Origin of the sequence: Pseudomonas sp. SLBN-26 (assembly GCF_006715895.1) — a bacterium.
Lineage (GTDB): Bacteria > Pseudomonadota > Gammaproteobacteria > Pseudomonadales > Pseudomonadaceae > Metapseudomonas > Metapseudomonas otitidis.
In genome coordinates, this window is sequence record NZ_VFOB01000001.1 from 3,367,816 (window position 1) to 3,391,666 (window position 23,851).

General features: G+C 62.7%; 25 protein-coding genes. 19 read left to right on the top strand and 6 right to left on the bottom strand.

Annotated elements, in window-relative coordinates; genetic code table 11:
* Positions 1-10: 10 nt before the first annotated feature.
* Complete coding sequence (locus FBY21_RS15430) at positions 11-865, top strand: neutral zinc metallopeptidase (RefSeq protein WP_142012148.1); 855 nt, start codon at positions 11-13, stop codon at positions 863-865.
* Between the two features lie 6 nt (positions 866-871).
* On the opposite strand, the gene FBY21_RS15435 is transcribed toward FBY21_RS15430, so the two are convergent.
* The 3 genes from FBY21_RS15435 to FBY21_RS15445 form a co-directional block, all read right to left on the bottom strand.
* Positions 872-1,501: an HAD family hydrolase gene (locus FBY21_RS15435; protein WP_269082612.1), complete on the bottom strand. Its 630-nt coding sequence runs from the start codon at positions 1,499-1,501 to the stop codon at positions 872-874.
* The gene (tesB, locus tag FBY21_RS15440) at positions 1,498-2,367 is read right to left on the bottom strand and encodes an acyl-CoA thioesterase II (protein ID WP_074973104.1); all 870 of its coding nucleotides are present in this window, start codon (positions 2,365-2,367) and stop codon (positions 1,498-1,500) included. Before tesB ends, FBY21_RS15435 begins: the two co-directional genes overlap by 4 nt.
* Positions 2,368-2,567: 200 nt before the next feature.
* Positions 2,568-3,128 carry a GNAT family N-acetyltransferase gene (locus FBY21_RS15445; RefSeq protein WP_142012150.1) on the bottom strand — a complete coding sequence of 187 codons (561 nt, stop codon included), beginning with the start codon at positions 3,126-3,128 and terminating at the stop codon, positions 2,568-2,570.
* A gap of 65 nt (positions 3,129-3,193) precedes the next feature.
* Between FBY21_RS15445 and FBY21_RS15450 the strand changes: the two genes are divergently transcribed.
* From FBY21_RS15450 to FBY21_RS15510, 13 genes are all read left to right on the top strand, one after another.
* On the top strand, positions 3,194-4,114 hold the full coding sequence (locus FBY21_RS15450; RefSeq protein ID WP_044410613.1) for a histone deacetylase: 921 nt from the start codon (positions 3,194-3,196) through the stop codon (positions 4,112-4,114).
* Positions 4,115-4,208: 94 nt separating this feature from the next.
* A complete protein-coding gene (locus tag FBY21_RS29960) occupies positions 4,209-4,727 on the top strand; it encodes a zinc-ribbon domain and TM2 domain-containing protein (protein ID WP_142012152.1) in 519 nt (172 codons plus the stop codon).
* A gap of 159 nt (positions 4,728-4,886) precedes the next feature.
* A complete protein-coding gene (tssI, locus tag FBY21_RS15460; protein ID WP_142012154.1) occupies positions 4,887-7,019 on the top strand; it encodes a type VI secretion system tip protein TssI/VgrG in 2,133 nt (710 codons plus the stop codon).
* 35 nt (positions 7,020-7,054) lie between these two features.
* Entirely contained in the window at positions 7,055-9,877 is a 2,823-nt protein-coding gene (locus FBY21_RS15465) for a glycoside hydrolase family 19 protein (protein WP_142012157.1), read from the top strand.
* Complete coding sequence (locus tag FBY21_RS15470; RefSeq protein WP_142012159.1) at positions 9,877-10,815, top strand: tetratricopeptide repeat protein; 939 nt, start codon at positions 9,877-9,879, stop codon at positions 10,813-10,815. Before FBY21_RS15465 ends, FBY21_RS15470 begins: the two co-directional genes overlap by 1 nt.
* Before the next feature lie 150 nt (positions 10,816-10,965).
* Complete coding sequence (locus FBY21_RS15475) at positions 10,966-11,439, top strand: hypothetical protein (protein ID WP_142012161.1); 474 nt, start codon at positions 10,966-10,968, stop codon at positions 11,437-11,439.
* Between the two features lie 186 nt (positions 11,440-11,625).
* A complete protein-coding gene (locus tag FBY21_RS15480) occupies positions 11,626-12,282 on the top strand; it encodes a lysozyme inhibitor LprI family protein (RefSeq protein WP_142012163.1) in 657 nt (218 codons plus the stop codon).
* Between the two features lie 53 nt (positions 12,283-12,335).
* On the top strand, positions 12,336-13,274 hold the full coding sequence (locus tag FBY21_RS15485; RefSeq protein ID WP_142012165.1) for a bacterial transcriptional activator domain-containing protein: 939 nt from the start codon (positions 12,336-12,338) through the stop codon (positions 13,272-13,274).
* Positions 13,271-13,801 (top strand): hypothetical protein, encoded by a 531-nt coding sequence (locus FBY21_RS15490; protein WP_142012167.1) that lies wholly within the window; start codon positions 13,271-13,273, stop codon positions 13,799-13,801. The genes FBY21_RS15485 and FBY21_RS15490 overlap by 4 nt, the downstream gene beginning before the upstream one ends.
* 77 nt (positions 13,802-13,878) lie before the next feature.
* Positions 13,879-15,114, top strand: coding sequence for a TIGR03862 family flavoprotein (locus tag FBY21_RS15495; RefSeq protein ID WP_142012169.1), 1,236 nt, complete (start codon positions 13,879-13,881; stop codon positions 15,112-15,114).
* Between the two features lie 65 nt (positions 15,115-15,179).
* Positions 15,180-15,791 (top strand): GNAT family N-acetyltransferase, encoded by a 612-nt coding sequence (locus FBY21_RS15500; RefSeq protein WP_142012171.1) that lies wholly within the window; start codon positions 15,180-15,182, stop codon positions 15,789-15,791.
* A gap of 99 nt (positions 15,792-15,890) precedes the next feature.
* Positions 15,891-16,898, top strand: coding sequence for a response regulator (locus tag FBY21_RS15505; protein WP_044410626.1), 1,008 nt, complete (start codon positions 15,891-15,893; stop codon positions 16,896-16,898).
* A 3-nt stretch (positions 16,899-16,901) separates the two neighbouring features.
* On the top strand, positions 16,902-17,369 hold the full coding sequence (locus FBY21_RS15510) for a PAS domain-containing protein (RefSeq protein WP_142012173.1): 468 nt from the start codon (positions 16,902-16,904) through the stop codon (positions 17,367-17,369).
* A gap of 573 nt (positions 17,370-17,942) precedes the next feature.
* Here FBY21_RS15510 and FBY21_RS15515 read toward each other — a convergent pair.
* Together FBY21_RS15515 and yedA are read right to left on the bottom strand one after the other, a co-directional pair.
* Positions 17,943-19,259 carry a DEAD/DEAH box helicase gene (locus tag FBY21_RS15515; protein WP_069560754.1) on the bottom strand — a complete coding sequence of 439 codons (1,317 nt, stop codon included), beginning with the start codon at positions 19,257-19,259 and terminating at the stop codon, positions 17,943-17,945.
* Between the two features lie 89 nt (positions 19,260-19,348).
* The gene (gene yedA / locus FBY21_RS15520) at positions 19,349-20,245 is read right to left on the bottom strand and encodes a drug/metabolite exporter YedA (RefSeq protein WP_142012175.1); all 897 of its coding nucleotides are present in this window, start codon (positions 20,243-20,245) and stop codon (positions 19,349-19,351) included.
* A 157-nt stretch (positions 20,246-20,402) separates the two neighbouring features.
* Between yedA and FBY21_RS15525 the strand changes: the two genes are divergently transcribed.
* Entirely contained in the window at positions 20,403-20,921 is a 519-nt protein-coding gene (locus FBY21_RS15525; protein ID WP_044410636.1) for an Lrp/AsnC family transcriptional regulator, read from the top strand.
* On the opposite strand, the gene FBY21_RS15530 is transcribed toward FBY21_RS15525, so the two are convergent.
* On the bottom strand, positions 20,885-21,358 hold the full coding sequence (locus tag FBY21_RS15530; protein ID WP_142012178.1) for an NYN domain-containing protein: 474 nt from the start codon (positions 21,356-21,358) through the stop codon (positions 20,885-20,887). The two genes, FBY21_RS15525 and FBY21_RS15530, sit on opposite strands and share 37 nt — an antisense overlap.
* A gap of 155 nt (positions 21,359-21,513) precedes the next feature.
* On the opposite strand from FBY21_RS15530, the gene FBY21_RS15535 reads away from it, so the two are divergent.
* The 4 genes from FBY21_RS15535 to FBY21_RS15550 all read left to right on the top strand — a co-directional run bounded on the left by FBY21_RS15535 (position 21,514) and on the right by FBY21_RS15550 (position 23,847).
* A complete protein-coding gene (locus FBY21_RS15535) occupies positions 21,514-22,068 on the top strand; it encodes a cysteine hydrolase family protein (protein WP_142012180.1) in 555 nt (184 codons plus the stop codon).
* A complete protein-coding gene (locus FBY21_RS15540) occupies positions 22,065-22,580 on the top strand; it encodes a metal-dependent hydrolase (RefSeq protein WP_142012183.1) in 516 nt (171 codons plus the stop codon). Before FBY21_RS15535 ends, FBY21_RS15540 begins: the two co-directional genes overlap by 4 nt.
* Before the next feature lie 58 nt (positions 22,581-22,638).
* On the top strand, positions 22,639-23,301 hold the full coding sequence (locus tag FBY21_RS15545; protein ID WP_044410644.1) for a membrane protein: 663 nt from the start codon (positions 22,639-22,641) through the stop codon (positions 23,299-23,301).
* 126 nt (positions 23,302-23,427) lie between these two features.
* Entirely contained in the window at positions 23,428-23,847 is a 420-nt protein-coding gene (locus FBY21_RS15550) for a VOC family protein (RefSeq protein ID WP_044410647.1), read from the top strand.
* Positions 23,848-23,851: the final 4 nt, after the last annotated feature.

Below are 23,851 nucleotides of genomic sequence, written 5' to 3' on the forward strand. Positions count from 1 at the left end.
GGAGGCAACGATGCGTTGGCAGCGCGCAAGACGCAGCGACAACCTGGTGGACGCCCGCCGCAGTGGCCTGCCCGGCAAGGGCCTGGGCCTCGGCGGGCTGGCCCTGGTGGTGGTGGTCGGCCTGCTGCTGGGGGAAGACCCGCTGACCATCCTCGACCAGGTGGCGCGCCAGGCCTCGGTGGCCACCGCGCCGCCCCACAGCGGTGCACCGGTGGGCGACGAGCAGGAGGTGGAGTTCGTCCGCGCCGTGCTCGGCGACACCGAGGACACCTGGCAGGCGCTGTTCCAGCAGGCCGGACGCAGCTACCCGGAGCCGCGTCTGGTGCTGTTCAGCGGCGCGGTGGAGTCCGCCTGCGGCCACGCCAGTTCGGCGGTGGGCCCGTTCTATTGCCCCGGTGATCGCCAGGTGTACCTGGACCTGGATTTCTTCCGCGAGATGAGCCAGCGCTTCTCCGCCGCCGGCGACTTCGCCCAGGCCTACGTCATCGCCCACGAGGTGGGCCACCACGTGCAGACCGTGCTGGGCCTGACCGCCCGCCTCGACGAGGCGCGCCGCCGGGGCGCACGGCTGGAAGGCGCGAACGGCCTGCTGGTACGCCAGGAACTGCAAGCCGACTGCCTGGCCGGGGTCTGGGCGCACCACGCGCAGAAGCGCCTGCAATGGCTGGAGCCGGGTGATGTCGAGGAAGCCCTCAACGCCGCCAGCGCCATCGGCGACGACCGCCTGCAACGCCAGGCGCGGGGCCAGGTCCGCCCCGATGCCTTCACCCACGGCACTTCGGAGCAGCGGGTGCGCTGGTTCACGGCCGGTTTCGAGAGCGGCCAGGTGAAGCGCTGCGACACCTTCGCGGCACAGCGCCTCTAGGCCTGATCAGCGCGCGGGAAGCGCCTCGGCCCGCAACAGGTCGAGCATCGCCACGCAATCGGGCAGGTGCCAGTCGGCCAGTTCCGGCCAGGGGTTCTCCGGCAGGTTGACCAGCACCGTGGCGGCACCGGCCGCACGGCCGCAGTCCAGGTCGAAGCGGTAGTCCCCCACCATCACCAGTTCCTCCGGCGCCACCGTCCACTGCTCGGCCAGGTGCAGCAACCCGCCCGGGTGGGGCTTGGGCGGTGCCTCGTCGCGGCCGAGGATGTCGGCGTGGGCGAAGCAGTCATCCAGGCCGATGGCCTGCAGGGTCAGCAGCGCCAGCTCACGGGCATTGCGGGTGAGGATGCCCAGGCGCACGCCCTGCTCGTGCAGGGCCCGCACCAGCGGGACCGCGCCGGTGGCCGGGCGCGAGGCCAGGGCCAGTTCGCGCTCGTGCTCCAGCAGCCAGGCGTGCTTGGCGCGGGACTCGGCCTCCGGCAGGGCAGCCAGGTGATGGAGGATGTCGTCCTCCGGGGGGATGTCCAGCGCCCGGCGGATGGCGGCGAAGTCATGCACGGCCACCGTCAGGGTGCCGTCCATGTCGAACACCCAGTGCCGGTAGCTGGCCAGCGGCCGCGCCTGGCGGGCGTTCACTTCCAGTCCTCGCGCAGGCGGGTCAGGCCTTCCTGGGCCACCGAGGCCACCAGCTGCCCGGCGCGGTTGAAGATGCTGCCACGGGAGAACCCGCGGGAATTGCCGGACCAGGGGCTGTCCATGGCGTAGAGCAGCCAGTCGTCGGCGCGCAGGTCGCGGTGGAACCACAGCGCGTGGTCGAGGCTGGCCACCTGCATGAACTTCTGCCACACCGAAACCCCGTGGGGCAGCATGGCGGTGGTCAGCAGGCCGAAGTCCGAGGCATAGGCGAGGATGTACTTGTGCAGTGCGGCGATGTCCGGCAGAGAGCCATCGGCGCGGAACCAGACGTGCTTGACCGGCTCGCCGGGCTTGGGGTCGTAGGGGTTGTTGGCGCTGACCGGGCGGATCTCGATGGGCTTGGCGCAGAGGAACTTGTCACGCACCCGCTCGGAGAGCAGGTGGGCATTGCGCTTGGTCAGCTCCAGCTCGCTCGGCAGGTTCTCCGGGCCCGGTACGTCGGGCATGGTGATCTGGTGCTCGAAGCCGCCCTCGTCCTGCTGGAAGGACGCGCTGCAGGTGAAGATCTGCTGGCCCTTCTGGATCGCCGTGACCCGGCGGGTGCTGAAGCTGCCGCCGTCGCGCACCCGCTCCACCGAGTAGACCACCGGCAGGCTAGCGTCGCCGGGGCGCAGGAAGTAGCCATGCAGCGAGTGCACATGGCGCTCCGGCTCCACCGTCTGGCTCGCCGCCGACAGCGACTGGCCCAGCACCTGGCCGCCGAACAGCTGGCGGAAGCCGAGGTCCTGGCTGACGCCACGGAACAGGTTCTCCTCGATGGATTCGAGGCTCAGCAGGGCGACCAGTTCGTCGAGCACCTGGGTCATGGGGTTCTCCTCAGCAAGGCACGCCGCCGCATCGGCCGTGCGGCGGTCTTCATCGTTCGGGGTGGGCCGAGCAGCGCGGCCGGGGGCAAATGATAAAGGTTCGGCCGCTCCGGGTTGAGGGAAAACATCGGGGATGTTCACGCCATTTCAGCGGGTGCCCCGTGCAAGGTCCAAAGAGGCGACCGGCGGCACGCCCGTCCTCAGCGTCGCGCCGCCCAATCCGCCTGGCCGATGCGGTACAGCACGTGGCGCCTCAGGGGGTGACCCTCCGGCAGGCGCGGGTGCTCGAAGTCCCCCGCCTCGTCGCGGCGCATGCCCAGCCGCTGCATGAGCGTCCAGGACGGCTGGTTGGCCGGCACGGTGAAGGCCACCACCTCCTCCAGCCCCAGGGTGGCGAAGGCGAAGTCCAGCACCGCGCCTGCGGCCTCGCCGGCCAGCCCCTGGCCCCAGAAGCGCGGCAGCAGGCGCCAGCCGATCTCCACCGCCGGGGTGAAGGGCGCCTCGAAGCCCACGTGCAGCAACGCCAGCATGCCGACGAAGGCGCCATCGCTGCGCTGCTCCACCACCCAGTGGCCGAAGCCGTGGGCCTCGACGTGCTCGCCCAGGCGCGCGGCCAGGGCGTCGCTTTCCGTGCGGTCCAGGCAGGCGGGGAAATGGCGCATCACTGCCGGATCGGCGTTCAGTGCGGCAAAGGACGGGGCGTCATCGTCGCGCCAGGGGCGCAGGCGCAGCCGGGGTGTCAGCAACTCGGGGGCGGGCATGGGCTTTCTCGGGCCGGGGCAAAGGCGCCTATCATACGGCCGCGCCTCGCCACGAGAACCCGCCGATGGACCTGCCGCTGGTCTACCACGACGACTACAGCCCGCCCTTCCCGCCGGAACACCGCTTTCCCATGGAGAAGTTCCGCCTGCTGTACCAGCACCTGGTGGCCAGCGGCATCGCCACCGACGCCACCCTGCACCGCCCGGCCCTGTGCCCGCCGGAGGTGCTGGCCCTGGCCCATTGCCCGGACTACATCGCCCGCTACCTGCAGGGCGAGTTGGCCCGGGAGGACCAGCGCCGCCTCGGCCTGCCCTGGAGCGAAGCCCTGGCCCGGCGCACCGTGCGCGCGGTGGGCGGCTCGCTGCTGGCGGCGGAGCTGGCCCTGGAACATGGCCTGGCCTGCCACCTGGCCGGCGGCACCCACCACGCCCACTACGACTTCCCCTCAGGCTTCTGCATCTTCAACGACCTGGCGGTGATCAGCCGCTACCTGCTGGAGGCCGGGCGGGTCGGCCGGGTGCTGATCTTCGACTGCGACGTGCATCAGGGCGACGGCACCGCCCGCATCCTGGCCGACACCCCGGAGGCCATCACCGTCTCGCTGCACTGCGAAAAGAACTTCCCCGCACGCAAGGCCGAGAGCGACTGGGACATCCCCCTGCCCATGGGCCTGGCCGACGACGGCTACCTGCAGGTGGTGGACGACGCGCTGAACTACCTGCTGCCGCTCTACCAGCCGGACCTGGTGATCTACGACGCCGGCGTCGACGTGCACAAGGACGACGCCCTGGGCTACCTCCAGCTCACCGACGCGGGCCTGGCCCGGCGCGACGAAGCGGTGATGCGCCACTGCCTGGGCCGCGACATCCCGGTGGTGGGGGTGATCGGCGGCGGCTACGACAAGGACCGCGCCGCCCTCGCCCGCCGCCACGGCATCCTGCACCACAGCGCCGCGCGGGTGTGGCGGAGCGAGGGCCTCGCATAGGGTCCCGGGCACCCGTCCGGGTGGCCATGGCCATGTGCTAGCAGCCGTTCTGGGCCAGTGCTAGAGTCGCCCTCCCTAACACAAGGACGTCCTCATGGAAGCCCAGCCCTACCAGGCGCCCAGCGCCAACCTCGAAGTGGAAAGCGTGTTCTGCCGCAACTGTGGTACCGCCATCGCCTCGACTGCACCCACCTGCCCACACTGCAACGCCGACCAGAACCTGAACGGCAAGAGCAAGATCAGCGCTGGCGTCCTCGCCCTGCTCCTCGGCGGCCTGGGCTTCCATCGCTTCTACCTCGGCCAGTGGTGGGGCCTGTTCTACATGCTGTTCTGGGGCACCGGCATCCCGAGCCTGATCTCGTTGATCGAAGCCTTCGTGTTCTTCTGCACCAGTGACCGGACCTGGAACGCCAAATACGGGCACACCAAAGGCAGTGCCTGGCTGGTCGGCCTGGCCGGCGGCTTCGTGATGATCTTCCTGGTCGGCATCCTCGCCGCCATCGCCATCCCGGCCTACCAGCAGTACGTCCAGCGGGCCAAGGCCGCCCAGGCCGCACGCCTCGAACAGCAACACGCCCAACCCCAGGCCGAACCGCAGTTGCAGCAGCGCTAAGCCACCAGGCGCCACCCACAGCGTGGGGATTAGCGCCTGTGTGAGCGCCAACAACGCGTTGGCTCGTTTTCCCGCGTGACTATCGGAAGCGCCTGATGGAATCGCCCTTGCCCAACCCGGCAGGCTCCGTCCTCCCAGTTCCAATGGACGGAGCCCCGCATGTTCAACCCCGCCAACCAGGCGCACTTCAGCCTCGATATCGAAGGCGCCAACCCTGACTTCAAGGTCCTCGCCTTCACCGGCCACGAAGCCCTCAACCAGCCCTTCCGTTTCGACATCGAACTGGTCAGCGAGCACAGCCGCCTCGACCTCGAAAGCCTCCTGCACAAACCCGCCTTCCTCGCCTTCACCCCCGACGGGCGCGGCGTGCACGGGCAGGTCTTCGGCATCGCCGTCGGCGAGATCGGCAACCGCCTCACCCACTACCACCTGACCCTCGTACCGCGCCTCGCCTACCTCGCCCTGCGCCACAACCAGCGCATCTTCCAGCACCTGAGCGTCCCGCAGATCATCAGCCAGGTCCTCGAAGACCACGGCATCCTCGCCGACACCTACCGCTTCCGCCTCGGCCCCAAGGCACCGCCACCGCGCGACTACTGCACCCAGTACGACGAAAGCGACCTGCACTTCATCAGCCGCCTCTGCGAAGAAGAGGGCCTGCACTTCCACTTCGAGCACCAGAGCGACAGCCACCTGCTGGTCTTCGGCGAAGACGCCAGCGCCTTCCCCAAGCTCGGCCGCCCCGTCGCCTACCTCGCCAACACCGGCCAGGTCGCCGACGAACCCGTCATCAAACGCTTCGGCCTGCGGATGGAAGCCCGCACCCTGCGGGTCACCCGCCGCGACTACTTCTTCGAAAAGCCCAGGCTGCTGATGGAAGCCGCCCACAAGCCCCAGGACGACCTCCCTCAACCCGACCTCGAAGACTACGACTACCCCGGCCGCTTCACCGAACGCGACCGCGGCCGCCGCCTCGCCCGCCAGGCCCAGGAACGCCACCGCCGCGACTACCGCCTCGCCGACGGCGACAGTGACGAACCGCGCCTGATCAGCGGCCACCTCCTCAGTCTCACCGACCACCCCAAGCCCGAGTGGAACGACCTCTGGCTGATCACCGCCCTCCACCACGAAGGCAAGCAGCCCCAGGTGCTGGAAGAGTTCGCCTCCATCGACGGCATGGTGAAAAGCGCCAAGGACACCTTGCGCAACCTGGCCAGCAACGCCGCCAGCAAAGCCCTCGGCGTCTCACTGCCCGGCATCAGCGAACCTGCCTCGCCAGACAGCGACTTCAAACAGGGCTACCGCAACCGCTTCCAGGCCATCCCCTGGGACGTCCCTGCCCGCCCCGACCTCAAGCATCCCAAGCCCCGAGTCCTCGGCAGCCAGACTGCCGTCGTCACCGGCCCAAAGGTCGAAGAAATCCACTGCGACCGCCACGGCCGCATCAAGGTCCAGTTCCACTGGGACCGTGAAGGCCAGGCCGACGAGCACACCAGCTGCTGGCTCCGCGTTGCCAGCAGCTGGGCCGGCAACGCCTACGGCGCCATCGCCATCCCCCGCATCGGCATGGAAGTGCTGGTCACCTTCCTCGAAGGCGACCCCGACCAACCTTTGGTCACCGGCTGCCTCTACCACGGCGTCCACCAACCGCCCTACGAACTCCCCGCCCACAAGACCCGCACCCTGCTCAAGACCTACAGCAGCCCCGGCGGCGGGGGCTACAACGAACTGCGCATCGAAGACCGCAAGGGCCAGGAACAGATCTACATCCACGCCCAGCGGGACTGGGACGAAAACATCGAACACGACCAGAAGATCCGCGTCGGGAACCAGCGCCACGACCGGGTGGAAGGCAGCGTCTACAGCGAATTCCTCGGTGAGCAGCACCACACCCTGCACAAGGACCGCAAGACGGAACTGAAGCTGGATGACCACCTCACCGTGGGCAACGAGCAGCACATCCGCATCGGCAGCAACCGGCTCGTGGAGGCCGGGCAGGAAATCCACCTCAAGGCCGGGCAGAAGCTGGTGATCGAAGCCGGCATGGAACTGACCCTCCAGGCCGGCGGCAGCTTCATCAAGCTCGACCCCGGCGGCATCACCGTCAGCGGCCCGCTGGCCAAGCTCAACGCCGGTGGGGTGCCGGGCAAGGGCTCGGGTATCGGCATCAAGCCGCCGGTGCTGCCGGGCAAGGCGGATCGAGCCAAGGCAGGCGATGAACTGGAGAAAGCCCTGCAGAACACACCCACAGAGCCCCAGCAGCCAAAACGGATGTTCAACTTCTCGAGCTGAGCGCTCAGGACGCAATGACTCAAGGACCGGTAGACATGAGCGACACAACGAAGGTCAAGAACTGGAGTTTTCCCTTCAAGCCCAAGGCAGGGAAACTCGATCCCATCCAGCACCTGACGGCAATGGCCCAGGCAAGTGGCGGCTACTACCCGGTCGGCGCGAACGGCCAGTGGCACGGTGGGGTTCACTTCGATGGCGAGACCGAAGCGGTATTCGATCAATCCCAGGTGTGCTGCATCGCCGACGGCGAAGTGATCGCCTACCGGATCGACACGCGCCACCTCGAAAGCCAGTACTTCACCTCCGCTGGCGCATCCTTCAATGCGGTCTTTTCCCGAAGCTTCGTGCTGGTCAAGCATCACCTGGAAGCGCCGGCAAAACCGACAGCAGCCGGCACGGCCCCCGAACCGCCGCCGTCCCTGACCTTCTTCAGCCTCTACATGCACCTGCTGAACTGGGAGGGCTACACCGGCACAAACGCCCCAAACCCTCCAGCCTTCATGGGGGAAACCCTCTACAAGGTGAAGGCGGACAAGGCCACGGACCCTGTAAAGGGGCTGCGCATCAGGGCCGAGCCACGCACCGGCCGGGTCGTCGCGCTGATCCCCAAAGGCAGCAAGGTCAGGGTCGGCGACGCCCACCCCATCCACAGTGGGTGGTACAGGCTCCTGGCGGTCGTGGAAGGCCGCACCCTGCCCGCCGTGGCGATCACGGAGAACATGTGGGTCTTCCCCGGGGAGATGGAGCAGACAGCCGAGGCCGGCATCTTCCTGGTCGGCGAGCGGGCCAACGACCAGGAGCCCACCTTGGCGCCGGAAAAAGGGCTCAACGTACGCAAGAACGGCAACGGCCGCCGTGATGACCCCATCGTCGGCGTACTGCCCCTGGGTGCGACATTCCGCCTGGAGTCCTCCACGGGAACCTACTGCAAGCTGAAAGAGATCGTGGATGGCAAGGACATAGCCCCCCTCTCGCCCGACAGCGCAGGGAACATCCAGGGCTTCGTGCATCTCGGCTCGCTTGAAAGCACGCGCTCGGCGCCCGAGCCGAACAAGGTGTACGCCCTGCCGACGCCCCACCCGATCAAGGCTGGCGAACTGATCGGGCACCTGGGCCACTACCAAAACGAAAACGACCGAAGTCCACAACGGCTGCTGCACCTGGAAGTGTTCAGCTGCGAAGACGTCCCTGCCTTCATCGCCAAAAGCCAAGCCTGGGCTGCCGGCCTTCCCGATGAGCAGAAGACCTTGCTCAAGGTCCACAAGAACGCGAGCAAACTCATCCCACACCGCGACGACATCAACGCCAGCAATCCCCCGAAGATCAGCGACGCAGGAACGACCATAGGCGTCGACCTGATCATCCCGCAGAGCCTGCTGGACGGACTCCCAGCCGACAGCAAGCTGCAAGAGAACACCACCTTACCCAGCAGTGCCACGCCCACAACGACCCGTTGGTGGCGGCTGGACAACCTGCTCGCCGACAACAACGGCAACCCCATCAGTGGCTGGCTGGCCGAGCAGGACCTCATCACCACCCGCCACAGCCCCTGGGAGTGGGAGGGCTACGACTTCATCCAGGAAACCGGCAGTCCCGTTGGCAAAGCCACCTACTTCTACGAAGCCTGGCGCCGTCTTACCAACGAGGAAAGCGCCAACTACCGCGCCCTGGTCAGCCAGGAAGACCAGGGCCCGATCAAAGCGCGCCTGTACGACATCATTCGCCCCGGCGGCGCCAAGGGCCTGCTGACCGCCCAGGAAATAGGCCCCGCTCTGGCAAAACCCTGGAACGCCCAATCCATCGCACAACTGGTGACTCACTATGAAAGCGAGTGGTACTGGAAACCCGATAAATGGGACGAACTGGATCCCCTGATGGGGCATCTCCCGGGTATTGATCCGAATCTCAATTGGGCAAGTGAGAAGGAACGCATCAAGGAACTTTGTTGGTGGGCCACGTTAGCGGGCAAGCATGGGATTAGTGAGGATGGGAAGGCGTGGCATTTTCATGCTTTGGCTTTACTAACCAGCCACTCCAACAGTAGTTGCAAATGTAAAAATAAATTAACAAAAGCACAACTTCGCGCAATCTCTCCTCAAGCATCTACAACTAACATCAACCTCTATATTGATCCGATCAATGAGATGTTTGAGGTATTTAAATTTGACCATTGCATAAGCCGAGCTCATGCACTTGCACAAATATTACACGAAAGTGGAAATATGAATTTTTTGACCGAAGGGCTTAACCCAGGCTCACCGTTACCGGCCTATCACCCGTACATCGGAAGGGGATTACTGCAAATAACAGGAGAGACAAATTATCGCGAATACGGAAATTATATAGGCGAAAACTTTATCGGCCACCCTCACTATTTGAAAATGGCCCAAGCACCGCATTGCGTACTTTCAACTGGATGGTTCTGGAGTGAATTCAGGAAGCTTCATAGATTCTCAGACAAAGATGATTTTATTTATCTAACCTACCTAATTAATGGTGGATTTAATGGCTACAACCATAGACTTTCGCTAGTTAACTCAGCAATTGATGAGCTTAAAATACACAACTGCACAAAATTAAACATAAGCGGCTCCTACAAACTAGAAGATAGCGAAGCATACAATAAAGCAAAGCCTTCTTTCGCATGGGGGCTTTGGAGCGACCCTGGATCAAGCACTGCTGGAAAGACCAAAGATAAAATCCAGGCAATTCTTGGCTACTCAAGATATATAGAAATATACAACACTACGCAAAGTGTAAGAGATGACACAACCACTAAATATTACAGTCCCACACGAAGAGCACTGCAGGCAAAAGAGCACGCTGAACAACGCATAGAAATCTTGAGAAATCAATAATGTACAAATTTATAACCACATCTATATTTTCCATTTTAGCAACTCACGCAATAGCAAAAACCTGCACTTACGACTTCAACCAAGACACCATATGCGACTCTTACACCATAACTCCCTTAGAGAAGCATGACGGAAAAAACTTACTAAAAATATCACTAGGAAATGGCAAAGAAATCTCTGGTGTATTTGACATGATATCCGCCGGAATAGCTCCCGGCTACTTTCCAGGAGAGATAGTAATTCCATTAGATTTCTATTCACCAAAGGCCATAGAGCAAAGAACCTATACATTTCGCTGGCACAATCAGTTAGATAACTGGATTCTTATCAAAGAGTCATCTTGGGATGAGCCTTATCGAGATGAAACTTATGCACTGAAGCAAGTACCAATCCCTAAAGAAAAGAAATTCCCTACCAATTTTCACGTTCAGCGCATTCAGTGTTGTGTTTTGCTGTCGGACTTCAAAGAAAAAGCCCCCACCTATCAAGCACAGGGCAAACAACAACAGGCGGCAGCGATAGATGAAGACATAGCACTCTTAAAAAAAGCACTAACCTTAGAAAAAAAAGACTCCTTATTCTACAAGACAGCATCAAAAACAGACGAAGACAACAGAAAACCCATCCCACCGGATTTTGTCTACGAACTAAGTACCACCCTGAAAACTCAAAACGTAGAGCTCCTGAACAATTACGCCTTTTACATGCAAGAAGCCGGCAACACTGTACTCTCGACAATGCTTTTGGAAAAAATCCACCAAAAATTCCCTGATCGAATAGTCACCAAAATAAATCTTGCTGATGGCTATTGGGAGTTAGACATGAAAGACACCGCATGCCACTTCTATCACGAATACATAGAAGACATGGAGAACACTGGAAGATCAGAAAAAATCCCCCTACGCGCAAAAAGAAGAGCTGACTGCAAAACTAAATAAGCTACAACTTTTTAAAGTTCAGATTAATGCATTACCTCAACATCCTACATGAGACCTAGAATGCTCCGACTCTTACTCCTCCCTATATCATTTATTTTTTCAACAGAAGCACTTTCAGATACCGTCTTATGTAAGTACAGGAACAACATAGTGCATGGACCATTCAAAAACCAACTTAATAACGATTCAGAGATATATTTCTCCGATTCCAAAATCCCAAACGAACCTATTTATCTCATTACCTCAAAAATGAAATTTGGAAAATGCGAAAAAGAAACAATTATCGACAGATACTATATAGCTGGCTCCCCACCATCAGTTGAGACACTATTCTTCCATAACATACACAATAAGAAAAACGCCATTACAATTATATCGTGGGAAATTAATAGTCGCGGGATTGGGACATATGGAAAGCTCTACCAGATTTTTGCCTATAAAAAGACCAAATCCGGACTTATCGCAAACAAAGAAATAGAGTTAAACCCAAACATGAGCGGCCTAGATGGCTATCAAGAAGGAGAGCAGACCTATTTCAAACTAAAGACAGCAGGAGACATCAAAAAATACCTTGACCAACACCTAAACCAACCTATCGAACCTCCCACACAAGAGAATTTTTAAATAGTTCCCCTCATAGAAAAGCCAATTATTTCCAAACCAAAGATAGCACTTCTACATCCATCCCCTACTAAATCACAAGGCGACAATGTTTTTCACACTAAAAAACTCATTATCCTCATTGACTATTTGAGCAAATAATTCAGCACGACAAATGAGGCAAATGAAAGGCAATTTCCTTTGAAGACCATGAAAACTGTACATAATGAAGATAGCCATGTGAAAAAATTATTGCCACTTGCAATAATCGCCTCTATTTACTGCAGCAATGCGCACTCAACTGTGCCTGAATTCTGCAACAGCATTACCACTCGTGACATCAACAGTTGCTCTGATTTTCTTCTAAGAGAGTCTGACAAAAAGCTCAATGAAAAATACAAACAACTATTAGCTTCAATACCTGAGAAATCCAAAGCAATCCTAATAAAATCACAAAGACTCTGGATTTCATATAGAGACAAAACCTGCCAAGTGTATCAACCAGACTCGGAGGGAAAATATCCTGATGGCAGTCACGCAGGAAACGAAGCTTATGCAGAAAAGAAAAACTGCGAAACAGACATTACTGATAGCCGAACAATTGAACTTGAGACACTACTCAACCACGGAATAAATCACGCTTATAAAAAATTCAAAAAATATACAATACAAAACAACCAAAGCCTCGACGAAGAAAAACTGAAAGAAGAAATAATCAGAAGAGCAGAAAAGAACAGCTATTGGAAAAAATACGCAGACGTCAACTGCACACTAAGCAGAGCTTTGTACGACGAGGAGACGTCTAACTGCCTTTCCAGGCTTGCTTTTTTTGACCAGCCAACGCCAGATCAAAAACACGAAAATTGAAAAACCCTAGAATAAAAGCTGAATATTTTTGCAAAAAGAAAAACTACCCATCAATGAAAGCCATTAATCGCAGAGTGATTTTTTTATCGATAAGCCTATCACCGCTTTTTTCCTACGCCGAAAAATTGCCAGAAATCACCTGTTCTCCCAATGGAGACTGTACATTCTCTGCAGAACGCCATTTCTGCCCGCCCAACTTACTTAGCAATATCCGTCTAGACCTGGACTCGAATACTTATCTAGTCATGTGCGAGTGCAACTGCACTTCACAAGATAACCATGGCTGGATTGCTCGAAGAAGCAGCACTCAGTTTTACATACAGGAAGTGCTAGCCAGCAAAATAATTAGACGCTCGGATATCATTGCGTTCAACAACCAGATACCCGATCTGTTCGGCCCCACGCCACTGTGCGAAACGTTGGACGCTGCAACAGATTTAGTAATCCTAGATAAAATACCGAGCCCCGGCCTCAATCCTTCCCCTCCATATTGTTACCGAGCAAGCAGACTGAACGCTGAACTGGTTAATTGTCACTCAGCGTCTTGCAACGAAGTCAGAAAAAAACTGGATGCCTTGGATACAGATTCTGAACAGGTGATTCTGCAAGCTTTCCTAGATCAAACCAAAACGCTCGCAGCAACGCCCGATGGATTAAAAGACTTCCCCAGATCAGCATTTATACGCGCACGAATTGAACAGAAGAGCCTGAAGGCAAATCAGCAAATACTCAACGACATTGCCTACTACTGGCAACAGGCGGGCTACCACCGAGAAGCCATTTGGTTACTGGAAAAAATATTGGAAACAGAGCCCAACCGTACAGTAGCGCATCTTAATTTAGCGGATTCCCTATGGAGCGAGGGCAATAGCACGAAAGCAAAAGAGCACTATCTGATTTATATACAATCCATGAGAGCCCGTAAAAAAGACAGCCTCATTCCAGCTCGCGCATTCAATAGATCACAGGACACGCTTAAATCCAGCCCATGAACATCAAATTTCATTTTCTTATCACCCTCTTTTTAGCTGCTGCCTTCCTAAACAATGCAGCTCACGGAGAGATCCTCCCTGCCACTAAGGCAGCCTGTCCAAATGGGGAAAAAGTATATTTTTCGTGCAAAACGAAACGATCGAAACTGATCAGTCTTTGTGGCAAGGAGATCAATAATAGAATCTCGTCACTCACATACTATTTCGGCAATCTCGACACGCCAGAACTGACCATCAGCGCTTCTTCGAAACGTCATTTCGAGCCTTTTTGGTTCAATCACTATTTCCGAAGCGGAGTCGACTACGCCAGAATTAATTTCATAAGAGGTGATTACCGCTATGAGATTTACAGCAGCTATAACATGGAAGAAACTCCGGAAGTACGATCAGGCATTACCGTATCCTCACAATCAAAACCTGACAAAACAACACACATTGAGTGCGTTAAAGATATAACCATCAATCTCACCCCCTTGTTTCAAGTATTGAACTGTGACGAAGAAAACGCGCTGGGCTGTTCGAACTAGCCCCTGACATCCCTCCCCAACGCCCCAGCCATCACTCCTGCTAGAATGCGCGCCACTCCAATCAGCCCCTGCCTTTCATGACCCAGCCCCTCCCCTGCGTCGCCGTTGTCGGCGGCGGCCCTGCCGGCCTGATGGCCGCTGAAGTCCTGGCCCGTGCCGGTGTACGTGTCGATCTCTACGACGCCATGCCGTCGGTGGGGCGCAAGTTCCTGTTGGCCGGTGTTGGCGGGATGAACATCACCCACTCCGAGCCGCTGGCCCCCTTCCTGGGGCGTTATGGTGAGCGGCGGGGCGAGGTGGCCGCCCTGCTGGAAGGGTTCGATGCCGAGGCGTTGCGGGGGTGGATCCATGGCCTGGGGATCGACACCTTCGTCGGGACGTCCGGGCGGGTGTTCCCCACGGACATGAAGGCCGCACCGCTGCTGCGGGCCTGGCTCAAGCGCCTGCGCGAGCTGGGGGTGCAGGTCCACACGCGGCACCGCTGGCTCGGCTGGGCCGAGGGCGGTGCGCTGCGCCTGGCCACGCCGGACGGGGAAGTCCACGTCGAGGCCAGCGCCTGCCTGCTGGCCCTGGGCGGCGGCAGCTGGGCACGGCTGGGTTCGGACGGGGCCTGGGTGCCGCTGCTGGAAGCCCGTGGCGTGCCGGTGCGGCGCCTGCAGCCGAGCAATTGTGGTTTCGAGGTGGCGGGCTGGAGCGCGCTGCTGAAGGAGAAGTTCGCCGGCGCGCCGATCAAGCCGGTGGCCATGGCCCTGGACGACACGCCGCCGCGCCAGGGCGAATTCGTGCTCACCGAGCAGGGCGTCGAGGGCAGCCTGGTCTATGCCCTGTCTGCCGCGATCCGCGAGCGCATCAACCGGGATGGCCAGGCCACGGTGTACCTCGACCTGCTGCCCAACCAGCCTGTGGAAAAAGTCCGCGCCGCCCTCGCCCGCCCCCGGGGTTCACGCTCCATGGCCAAGCACCTGCACAGCCAGCTGGGCCTGGACGGCGCCCGTGCCAGCCTGCTGCGGGAACTGTCCAGCCAGGCGGATTTCCAGGACCCGGCGCGCCTGGCCGCCGTGATCAAGCGCCTGCCCCTCACCCTGGTGCGCCCGCGCCCGCTGGACGAGGCCATCAGCTCCGCCGGCGGCGTGCCGTTCGAGGCGCTGACCGAGGGCCTGATGCTGAAGGACCTGCCCGGGGTCTTCTGCGCCGGGGAGATGCTCGACTGGGAGGCCCCCACCGGCGGCTACCTGCTCACCGCCTGCTTCGCCAGCGGCCGGCGTGCTGGCCTGGGCATGCTGGACTGGCTGGGGATCGACGCCCCGGCGTGACGGCCACTTGGAAAACGGAACCATCGTGCTAGATTTCGCCTCTCCCCCGCGCAGTCGAAGTCACCATGCCGTTGATCTTCCGCCCCGCCGTCGCCGCTGATGCCCCCGCCATCGCCCCGCTGGTCTACCGCTCGGGCCCGGCCGCCTTCGACTACGCCTTCAGCCACGGCAAGCGCCACGCGCTCGACTTCCTGCGCTGGACGCTGGCCCGCCCGGCCGGCGAGTTCGGCCATGACCTGCACTGGGTCGGCGAGCTGGACGGGCGCATCGTCGCCACCGGCGCGGCCTTCAGCGGCGCCCGCAACCTCGCCAACAGCCTGGCGGCGCTGAGCCAGATCCTCGGCTTCTACCACCTGGGCGCCCTGGCGGTGATCCGCCGGGGCCTGCAGCTGGAGCAGGTGATCCAGCCACCACCGCGCGACGCCTGCTACCTCGCCCACCTGGGCGTGGCCGACGACCTCACTGGCCAGGGCATCGGCCGCCAGCTGATCGACCACCTGCTGCACCTGGGCCGCCTGGAGGGCTACCACCGCGCGGCGCTGGACGTTTCCGCCGCCAATCCCCGCGCTCAGGCGCTGTACGAGCGCCTGGGCTTTCGGGTGATGCTGGAGCGCCCGTCCGGCGTGCCCGGCATCGCTGCCCACCGCTTCATGGTGCGCCCCCTCGACGCGCGCTGAAGAACACCCCACAGAGAAGGTGCAAGACGGCTTCCGGGGCGCTCCTCACAGCGTCTATGCTTGCTTTCACCTCCCAGCAGTCCACGGCGGAACCGCTCAGTGATCCCCCTTCTCGTCTGCGACGACTCGATGATGGCGCGCAAGCAATTGATCCGCGCGCTGCCCCCGGAATGGCCGGTGTCCATCACCCAGGCCAACCACGGGGAAGAAGCCATGGCCGCGATCCGCCAGGGCCTCGGCCTGGTGGTGCTGCTCGACCTGACGATGCCGGTGATGGACGGCTACCAGGTACTCGCCCAGCTCCGCGCGGAGGGCCTCAAGGCCCGCGTGGTGGTGGTGTCCGGCGACATCCAGGACGAAGCCCAGCGGCGGGTGATGGAACTCGGCGCGCTGGCCTTCATCAAGAAGCCCGCCGACCCCGACGAACTGCGCGCCACCCTGTTGCGCCTGGGGCTGATGCGCCCGCCGGCCGACGACGCCCCGCCGGTGGACCTGCCGCCCCGCGAAGAGCTGTCGCTGAAGGTCAACTTCCGCGACGCCCTGCGCGAGGTGACCAACGTCGCCATGGGCCGCGCCGCCGCGCTGCTGGCCAAGGTGCTCGGGGTGTTCGTGCAGTTGCCGGTGCCCAACGTGAACATCTTCGAAGTCAGCGAACTGCACATGACCCTGGCCGATGCCCAGCGCGGCGAGCGGCTGAGCGCGGTGTGCCAGGGCTTCATCGGCGACGCCATCGCCGGCGAGGCGCTGCTGCTGTTCCACGACTCGGAGATCGCCGACATGGCGCGCCTGCTGCGCTGGCAGCCGGCCGACGACAACGAGACCTCGGAGATGCTGCTGGACCTCGCCAGCATCCTCATCGGCGCCTGCCTGGCGGGCATCGCCGAGCAGATCGACGTGCGCTTCTCCCAGGGCCACCCGCAGCTGCTGGGCCAGCACGCCTCCATCGAGCGGCTGATCCAGCTCAACCGCAGCCGCTGGAAGAAGACCCTGGCGGTGGAGATCAGCTACAGCCTGGAGGGCCACGACATCCACTTCGACCTGCTGGTGCTGTTCACCGAAGAGGCCATCCCGCGCCTCACCCACAAGATCCGCTACCTGATGGACTGACCCATGCCGGCACAGATCGATATCAAGGAAATCCACTGGCTGCTGGACATCGTCCAATGCATCGACGTCGGCGTGGTGGTGGTGGACCGCCAGTACCGCGTCGAGGTGTGGAACAGCTTCATGGAAAACCACTCCGGCCTCGGCCCCGACGAGGTCCACGGCAAGCCGCTGTTCGAGCTGTTCGCCGAGATCGACGAGACCTGGCTGCGGCGCAAGGTGGACAGCGTGGTGCAACTGGGCACCCGGGCCTTCAGCCTGTGGGAACAACGCCCGTACCTGATGCGCTTCGACAACTACCAGCCGATCACCGGCGAGGAAGCCTTCATGTACCAGAACGTCACCCTGCTCCCCCTGGGGGGCGCCAACGGCCAGGTGGACCACCTGTGCATCGTCATCTACGACGTCACCGAAGTGGCCCGCTACAAGCTGCAGGCGGCTGCCCTGCGTGCCAGCAAGGGCGGCGAGGCCTGAGCCCGACTATTCACAGAACCTGTGGATAACCTTGTGGACAGCGGGTGGATGCCGAGCCCGGCCCCAGCAGGGGCCGGCCCCCGCCTAAACTGATCATTTTTCGTACAAATCCGAAACCGCGGAATCGCCTGCCGGCTAACAGATCAACCGGCTCCAGGCAAGCCTGCAGCTGCCCACAAAAACTGTGGAGGAGCCTGTGGACAACTCGTAGAGAACTGCCTGCAAGCCCCATGAATACTGGCATTCAAGCCAGCGAGCAGAATTCGTACAGCCCACGTAAAAGGGAAATTTCCCAGGGGATTGTCGACGAACCGGCGCCTGCCATCAGACGCGGGAAAAGGCAATACCCGCCGTCGCGTTTCAAGGCCGCGAACTAGAGCGGCGGGATGCCGCAGGGGGTGTTTTCTGCCCCCATTTCCTGTGGAACGGATTGTGGATAACTCGTGGAAAGGCTAGGCGGAGCCAGGCACGGCGGGGGCTGGAGCGGGTTGATCGGTTATTGAGCAGCGCGCTCAAATTCCAATTGGCGATAACGCAATACCCCGGCGAACCGGGGTACTACGCCGAAGCGGTTCAGCCCTTCTTGCCACGGGAGAAGCCGGGGCTCTTGCGCACCGCCTTGACCTTGGGCTTCTCGCTGTCGATCCAGTTGCCCAGGCGCGCGGGCTTGCCACCGGCCGCCGGCTCCTTGGGCTTCTTGGGTTTCTTCGGCTTCTTCAGGATGGCGCCGCTGGCGTCGGTGACCGGCACCCGGTGGTCCGGCTCGAACCCTGGCTCCTCGCGGCGCTCCAGGGTCTGGCGGATCAGCACCTCGATGGCCGAGAGCAGCTCCACCTCGTCGGCGCACACCAGCGACACCGCCTCACCGGTGGCCCCGGCACGCCCGGTACGGCCGATGCGATGGACGTAGTCCTCGGCGACGATGGGCAGGTCCAGGTTCACCACCTGGGGCAGGTCGTGGATATCCAGGCCACGGGCCGCCACGTCGGTGGCCACCAGCACGTCCACCTCCCCGGCCTTGAACCGCTCCAGGGCCCGCAGGCGCGAGGGCTGGGGCTTGTCGCCGTGGATCGAATCGGCGGCGATGCCGCGCGCGTGCAGCACCTCCACCAGTTGGTCGACGCCCTTGCGGGTCTTGGCGAACACCAGCACCTGGCGCCAGCGGTGCTGCTCCAGCAGGTGCAGGAAGAGTTCGGTCTTGCGCTTCTTGTCCACCGGCACCAGCCACTGGCGCACGCTGCGGGCTGCTGCGTTGCGCGGGCTGACCTCGATGCTCAGCGGGTCGCGCAGCAGGTGGCGGGCCATCTGGCGGATGGCGTCGGAGAAGGTGGCGGAGAACAGCAGGGTCTGCCGGCGGCGCGGCAGGGCGACGAAGAGTTCGTCCAGCTCACGGGCGAAGCCCAGGTCGAGCATGCGGTCGGCCTCGTCCAGCACCAGCGCCTGCAGCTGGCTGAACTTCACCGCGTTCTGCCGGTACAGGTCGAGCAGGCGGCCCGGGGTGGCCACCAGCAGGTCGATGCCCTTGCGCAGCTTCATCATCTGCGGGTTGATGCTGACCCCGCCGTACACCGCGTAGGTGCGCAGGGGCAGGTGCTGGCCGTAGGCCTGGAGGCTCTGGTGGACCTGCTCGGCCAGCTCGCGGGTGGGCACCAGCACCAGGGCGCGCACCGAGTTGGCCGCCACCTGGGGGCCTTCCTGGGTGAGCTTCTGCAGCAGCGGCAAGGCGAAGCCGGCGGTCTTGCCGGTGCCGGTCTGGGCCGCGGCCATCAGGTCGCGCCCCTTGAGCACGGCGGGTATCGCCTCGGCCTGGACCGGTGAAGGGGTCTGGTAGCCGAGCCCGTCGAGGGCGCGCAGCAGGGGTTCGATCAGGCCAAGGGATGCAAAGGTCATGGAAAACAGCCGGCAGGATGGAAAGCCGACATTCTAGGGCCTTGCGGCCTCGCCGGCACGCTGGGCTGGCGCCCGGCGTGCCGCAGCACTCAGGCCCGGGCGCTGGCGCGGGACGGACGCCACTGGGGCAGACCGATGAGCACCACCGCGCTGATGATCACCAGCATCGCCAGCCCCTCCTCGGCGCCGATATGCTCGCCGGCGAAGCTCACCCCCAGCAGCACCGCCACCACCGGGTTGACGTAGGCGTAGCTGGTGGCCGCGGCCGGGCGCACGTGCTTGAGCAGGTAGAGGTAGGCGCTGAAGGCAATGATCGAGCCGAACACCACCAGGTAGGCCAGTGCTCCCCAGCCGGCCGGCGTGGGCAGGCTGGTCATGCGCTCGCCGCTCAGCGCGCTGCCCAGCAACAGGGCGACGCCACCGGCGAGCATCTCCACCGCGCTGGCCATGGGGCCGGCGGGCAGCGGCAGTTGCTTGCTCCACATCGAGCCGAAAGACCAGCTGGCCGCCGCAAAGAGGATCAGCGCCGCCCCCAGGGGGCTCGCCTGCAGGTTGGAGCCCAGGTTGAGCAGGGCAATGCCCACCAGGCCCAGGGCGATGCCGGCCCATTCCAGGCCACTGGTGCGCTGGCCCCAGATCAGCCCGAACACCTGGGCGAACAGCGGCACCGTCGCCACCGCCAACGCCGCCACACCGGAGGCCACGCCCAGGTGCTCGGCCAGGGTCACGCCACCGTTGCCACAGCTCAGCAGCAGCACACCGATCACCGCGCCGGCCTTCCACTCGCGCCGGCTCGGCATCGGCGCACCGCGCCAGCGCAGCCAGGCGAACAGCAGCCCGCCGGCGATGACGAAGCGCACGCCGGCCATCAGCAGCGGCGGCCAGGACTCCACGCCAATGCGGATGGCCAGGTAGGTGGAGCCCCAGATGACGTAGAGGGCGAAGAAGGAGGCGATCAGCAACAGCGGCGATGCGCGCGAAGACATGGCAGGACTCGTCGTTCCGATGACAGGGTCGCCTATTCTATGCAAGGCTCTAGCGCCCCAATAAGAAGACAAACCTTCTTGTATGGGGTATGAACCTTTGAAAAAAAGGCAATTGCGTCTATCGGCCTTGTTTTCCACAGAAGCACCCGGAGCCCCCATGGACAAGTACGACCGCCTGCTGCTCGCCGCCCTGATGGAGAACGGCCGCGCCACCTTCGCCGAGCTGGGCCGGCGGGTGAACCTCTCCGCCCCCGCCGTCGCGGACCGGGTGGCCAAGCTGGAAAGCGCCGGGGTGATCACCGGCTACCACGCCTCGGTGGACCTGGCGAAGGTCGGCCTGCCCATCGAGTGCGTCATCGAACTGCGCCTGACCGACCACGAATCCAAGCGCACCCTCGAAGCCCTGGCACGCATCCCGCAGATCGCCCTGTGCCACCGCATCACCGGGGATGCCTGCGTGCTGATGAAGGCTGCCGTGGCCTCGATGCCGGAGCTGCAGGACCTGCTCGACCACCTCAGCCAGTACGGCGCCAGCAAGACCTCGCTGATCCTCTCCACCCCGTTCGAGCAGCGCATCCCCGCGCCCCTGCAGGTGCAGGCCCCGCGTGCCGAACCGACCCGGCGCAAGGCGGCGGAGGCTCAGCGCAGCAGCAAGTCGCCGTCGATCGGCACGTAGTGGCTGGCGGCGCGCACCAGTGACTGCGCGGTGAGGCCGGGCACGCCATAGGCGACGGCCTCCAGGCCACGGTTGCGGACGCGCTCCAGCAACAGGTCGAAGTCGCCATCGCCGGAGGCGAGCACGATGCAGTCCGCCCTGTCGCAGGCGTCCAGCACATCGATGGTGATGCCCACGTCCCAGTCGCCCTTGGCCGAGCCGTCGGCACGCTGGATGAAGGGCTTGAGGCGGACCTGGAAGCCCAGGTTGCGGAGGATCTGCTGGAACTGCCGCTGGCGCGGGTCGCCACGGTCGATGGCGTAGGCGGTGGCCTCCACCAGGCAGCCCTGCTCCGACAGGCTGCGCCACAGGGCGCCGTAGTTGAAGTGGCAGCCGTAGACGTGGCGCACCGTGTAGTAGAGGTTCTGCACATCGGCGAACAGGGCGATCTTCTTCACGGGGAACCTCGGTGAACAGCGGCAAGGGCGGCAGTATGCCAGCCCCCGGCGCCCTCGCGCCTGCCGAGTTGGCCCCAGCCTGTGCACCGGGGGCTGACGGCGCCCATAGGCGCGGGCAGAATCGCCCCTCTCGCCACGCAACGGACGGCACACCCATGCACACCCCGGCAGCCCTGCTCATCATCGACCAGCAACGCGGTATCCGGCGGGTCGCCACGCCCCGCAACCACCCTGAAGCCGAAGCCCGCATGGCCGAACTCCTGGCCCTGTGGCGCCAACGCGGCTGGCCGCTGGTGCACATCCGCCACATCTCCCGCGACCCGGCCTCGGTGTTCGCTCCCGGCCAGGACGGCGCGCGCTTCCAGGACGCCTTCGAGCCCCGCGCGGACGAAGCCGTGCTGGAAAAGAACGTCACCGATGCGTTTAGCCACAGCCAGCTGGAACGCTGGCTGCACGTGCGCGGGCTGCGCGCGGTGGTGGTGGTCGGCGTCGCCAGCGAGAACTCGGTGGAAGCCACGGCCCGCAGCGCCAGTTGCCTGGGCTTCGCCGCCACGGTGGTCAGCGACGCCTGCTACACCTTCGCCAAGCCCGACTGGTCCGGCCGGCCGCGCACCGCCGAAGAGGTGCACGACATGGCCATGGCCAACCTCGCCGGGGAGTACGGCCGGGTGCTGGACTGCGCCACCCTGCTGGCGGAGCTGGGCGCATGATCGTCGCCCACCTGCCTACCGGCTACCTGCTGGGCGTGGCCCTGGAGCGCCTGCGCCCTCTCGCCTGCAGCCCCCGCCTGTGGCTGGGCACCGCCCTGCTGGGGGCCTTCGCCCCCGACCTGGACATGCTCTATTTCCACCTGGTGGACGGCGGCCAACAGCATCACCACCGCTACTGGAGCCACTGGCCGGTGGTCTGGTTCAGCCTGCTGGCGCTGGCGGTGCTCGCCTGGAGCCGCGCCCCTCAGGCTCGCTGGCCAGCCCTGGCGGTGCTGTTCAGCCTCAACGGCTGCGTGCACCTGATGCTGGACAGCGTGGTGGGCGACATCTGGTGGCTGGCGCCGTGGGTCGACCAGCCCTTCGCCCTGGCCACCGTGACAGCACGCTACTCGCCCTGGTGGCTGAACTTCATCCTCCACCCGTCCTTCCTCCTGGAGCTGGGGTTGCTGGCGAGCGCCCTCTGGCTGGCCTGGCGACGACGGCGCCAAAGCAGCGTGCCAGCGCGTTTTTGAGACGTTGCCGGGCATCGTCTAGAGTTCGTTTACAGCCCTGAATTATTGGCGCCCGTCGATGAATCCCCTCCTCCTGCTGCGCGACTCCTGCTACTTCTTCAGCCGGCATGCCAGCCAGATCGCCTTGCTCTGCCTGCCGTTCATCCTGCTTGAGGCGCTGGTCCAGCAACTGGCCGCGCTGTGGTTCGAAGGCCCGACACCGGCGGCGGCGCAGCTGCTGATCCGGCTGTTCTTCTACCCGATGTACACCGGTGCGCTGATCCTCTTCGTCGACAGCCGCAGCAGCGGCCTGCGCCTGCGCCGCCAGCAGCTCTGGGCCATGGCCCTGTGGCGCTGGCCAGGCTACGCGGTGCTGGCGGCCTTCACCACGTTGCTGGTGATGCTCGGGTTGTCGCTGATGATCCTGCCGGGGCTGTGGATCATGAGCCGTCTGGCCTTTGCCGAACTGCTGCTGGTGATCAACGGCCTCGCCCCCATGGAGGCCATGAAGGAGAGCTACCGCATGACCGGCGGCCACTTCGTCACCGTCTTCTGCTGCCTGCTGCTGGCAGTGGGGCCGATGTGGGGCTTCGAGTGGTGGGTCGGCGCACAGCTCGGCGAACACCCCGATCCCCTCGGCAGCCTGCTGGCCGACTGCCTCGACGCGGGCCTGCAGCTGTTCGCCAGCGTGCTGATGTACCGGCTGTTCAGCCTTCTGGCAGAGCCGGCAGCGGAACGCTGAACCCCGTTCGCAGGCCGTTGAAAAGCGCGCCGGTACAAAGCGGGAACGGCCGCAGAGAGCGTTTCGACGCCGTTGGCTTTTCAACCGCCTGCTAGGCTCGGTGGGTCCCCTGAAGGAGAACCCGCCATGGAAAGCAACCCGAGCATCCTTTCCCACGTATCCCTGGGCAGCAACGATTTCGACCGTGCCGTCGCCTTCTACGACCGGGTGCTGGCCACCCTCGGCTGCCGCCGTGTCGTCGAGCACCCTGGGGCGGTGGCCTACGGCCGCGAGTACCCGGAGTTCTGGATACAACGCCCCTACAACGGCGCCCCGGCCAGCGTCGGCAACGGCACCCACATCGGCTTCTTCGCCCCGGACCGTGAATCGGTGGACGCCTTCTACCAGGCCGCCGTCGCCGCCGGTGCCCGCCCCGACGGCGCGCCGGGCCCGCGCGAGGAATACGGCGCGCCCTACTACGGCTGCTTCGTCCGCGACCTGGACGGGCACAAGGTGGAAGCGACGTTCTGGGACCTCAGCCAGGACTTCGAACTGGTGGTGGATTGAGCCT

Excerpts from the sequence above, each read along its gene's own strand:
- FBY21_RS15430 (WP_142012148.1), top strand. The coding sequence starts at position 11 with ATGCGTTGGCAGCGCGCAAGACGCAGCGACAACCTGGTGGACGCCCGC.
- tesB (WP_074973104.1), bottom strand. The coding sequence starts at position 2,367 with ATGACCCAGGTGCTCGACGAACTGGTCGCCCTGCTGAGCCTCGAATCC.
- FBY21_RS15445 (WP_142012150.1), bottom strand. The coding sequence starts at position 3,128 with ATGCCCGCCCCCGAGTTGCTGACACCCCGGCTGCGCCTGCGCCCCTGG.
- FBY21_RS15450 (WP_044410613.1), top strand. The coding sequence starts at position 3,194 with ATGGACCTGCCGCTGGTCTACCACGACGACTACAGCCCGCCCTTCCCG.
- FBY21_RS29960 (WP_142012152.1), top strand. The coding sequence starts at position 4,209 with ATGGAAGCCCAGCCCTACCAGGCGCCCAGCGCCAACCTCGAAGTGGAA.
- tssI (WP_142012154.1), top strand. The coding sequence starts at position 4,887 with ATGTTCAACCCCGCCAACCAGGCGCACTTCAGCCTCGATATCGAAGGC.
- FBY21_RS15465 (WP_142012157.1), top strand. The coding sequence starts at position 7,055 with ATGAGCGACACAACGAAGGTCAAGAACTGGAGTTTTCCCTTCAAGCCC.
- FBY21_RS15470 (WP_142012159.1), top strand. The coding sequence starts at position 9,877 with ATGTACAAATTTATAACCACATCTATATTTTCCATTTTAGCAACTCAC.
- FBY21_RS15480 (WP_142012163.1), top strand. The coding sequence starts at position 11,626 with ATGAAAACTGTACATAATGAAGATAGCCATGTGAAAAAATTATTGCCA.
- FBY21_RS15485 (WP_142012165.1), top strand. The coding sequence starts at position 12,336 with ATGAAAGCCATTAATCGCAGAGTGATTTTTTTATCGATAAGCCTATCA.
- FBY21_RS15490 (WP_142012167.1), top strand. The coding sequence starts at position 13,271 with ATGAACATCAAATTTCATTTTCTTATCACCCTCTTTTTAGCTGCTGCC.
- FBY21_RS15495 (WP_142012169.1), top strand. The coding sequence starts at position 13,879 with ATGACCCAGCCCCTCCCCTGCGTCGCCGTTGTCGGCGGCGGCCCTGCC.
- FBY21_RS15500 (WP_142012171.1), top strand. The coding sequence starts at position 15,180 with ATGCCGTTGATCTTCCGCCCCGCCGTCGCCGCTGATGCCCCCGCCATC.
- FBY21_RS15510 (WP_142012173.1), top strand. The coding sequence starts at position 16,902 with ATGCCGGCACAGATCGATATCAAGGAAATCCACTGGCTGCTGGACATC.
- FBY21_RS15515 (WP_069560754.1), bottom strand. The coding sequence starts at position 19,259 with ATGACCTTTGCATCCCTTGGCCTGATCGAACCCCTGCTGCGCGCCCTC.
- yedA (WP_142012175.1), bottom strand. The coding sequence starts at position 20,245 with ATGTCTTCGCGCGCATCGCCGCTGTTGCTGATCGCCTCCTTCTTCGCC.
- FBY21_RS15525 (WP_044410636.1), top strand. The coding sequence starts at position 20,403 with ATGGACAAGTACGACCGCCTGCTGCTCGCCGCCCTGATGGAGAACGGC.
- FBY21_RS15535 (WP_142012180.1), top strand. The coding sequence starts at position 21,514 with ATGCACACCCCGGCAGCCCTGCTCATCATCGACCAGCAACGCGGTATC.
- FBY21_RS15540 (WP_142012183.1), top strand. The coding sequence starts at position 22,065 with ATGATCGTCGCCCACCTGCCTACCGGCTACCTGCTGGGCGTGGCCCTG.
- FBY21_RS15545 (WP_044410644.1), top strand. The coding sequence starts at position 22,639 with ATGAATCCCCTCCTCCTGCTGCGCGACTCCTGCTACTTCTTCAGCCGG.
- FBY21_RS15550 (WP_044410647.1), top strand. The coding sequence starts at position 23,428 with ATGGAAAGCAACCCGAGCATCCTTTCCCACGTATCCCTGGGCAGCAAC.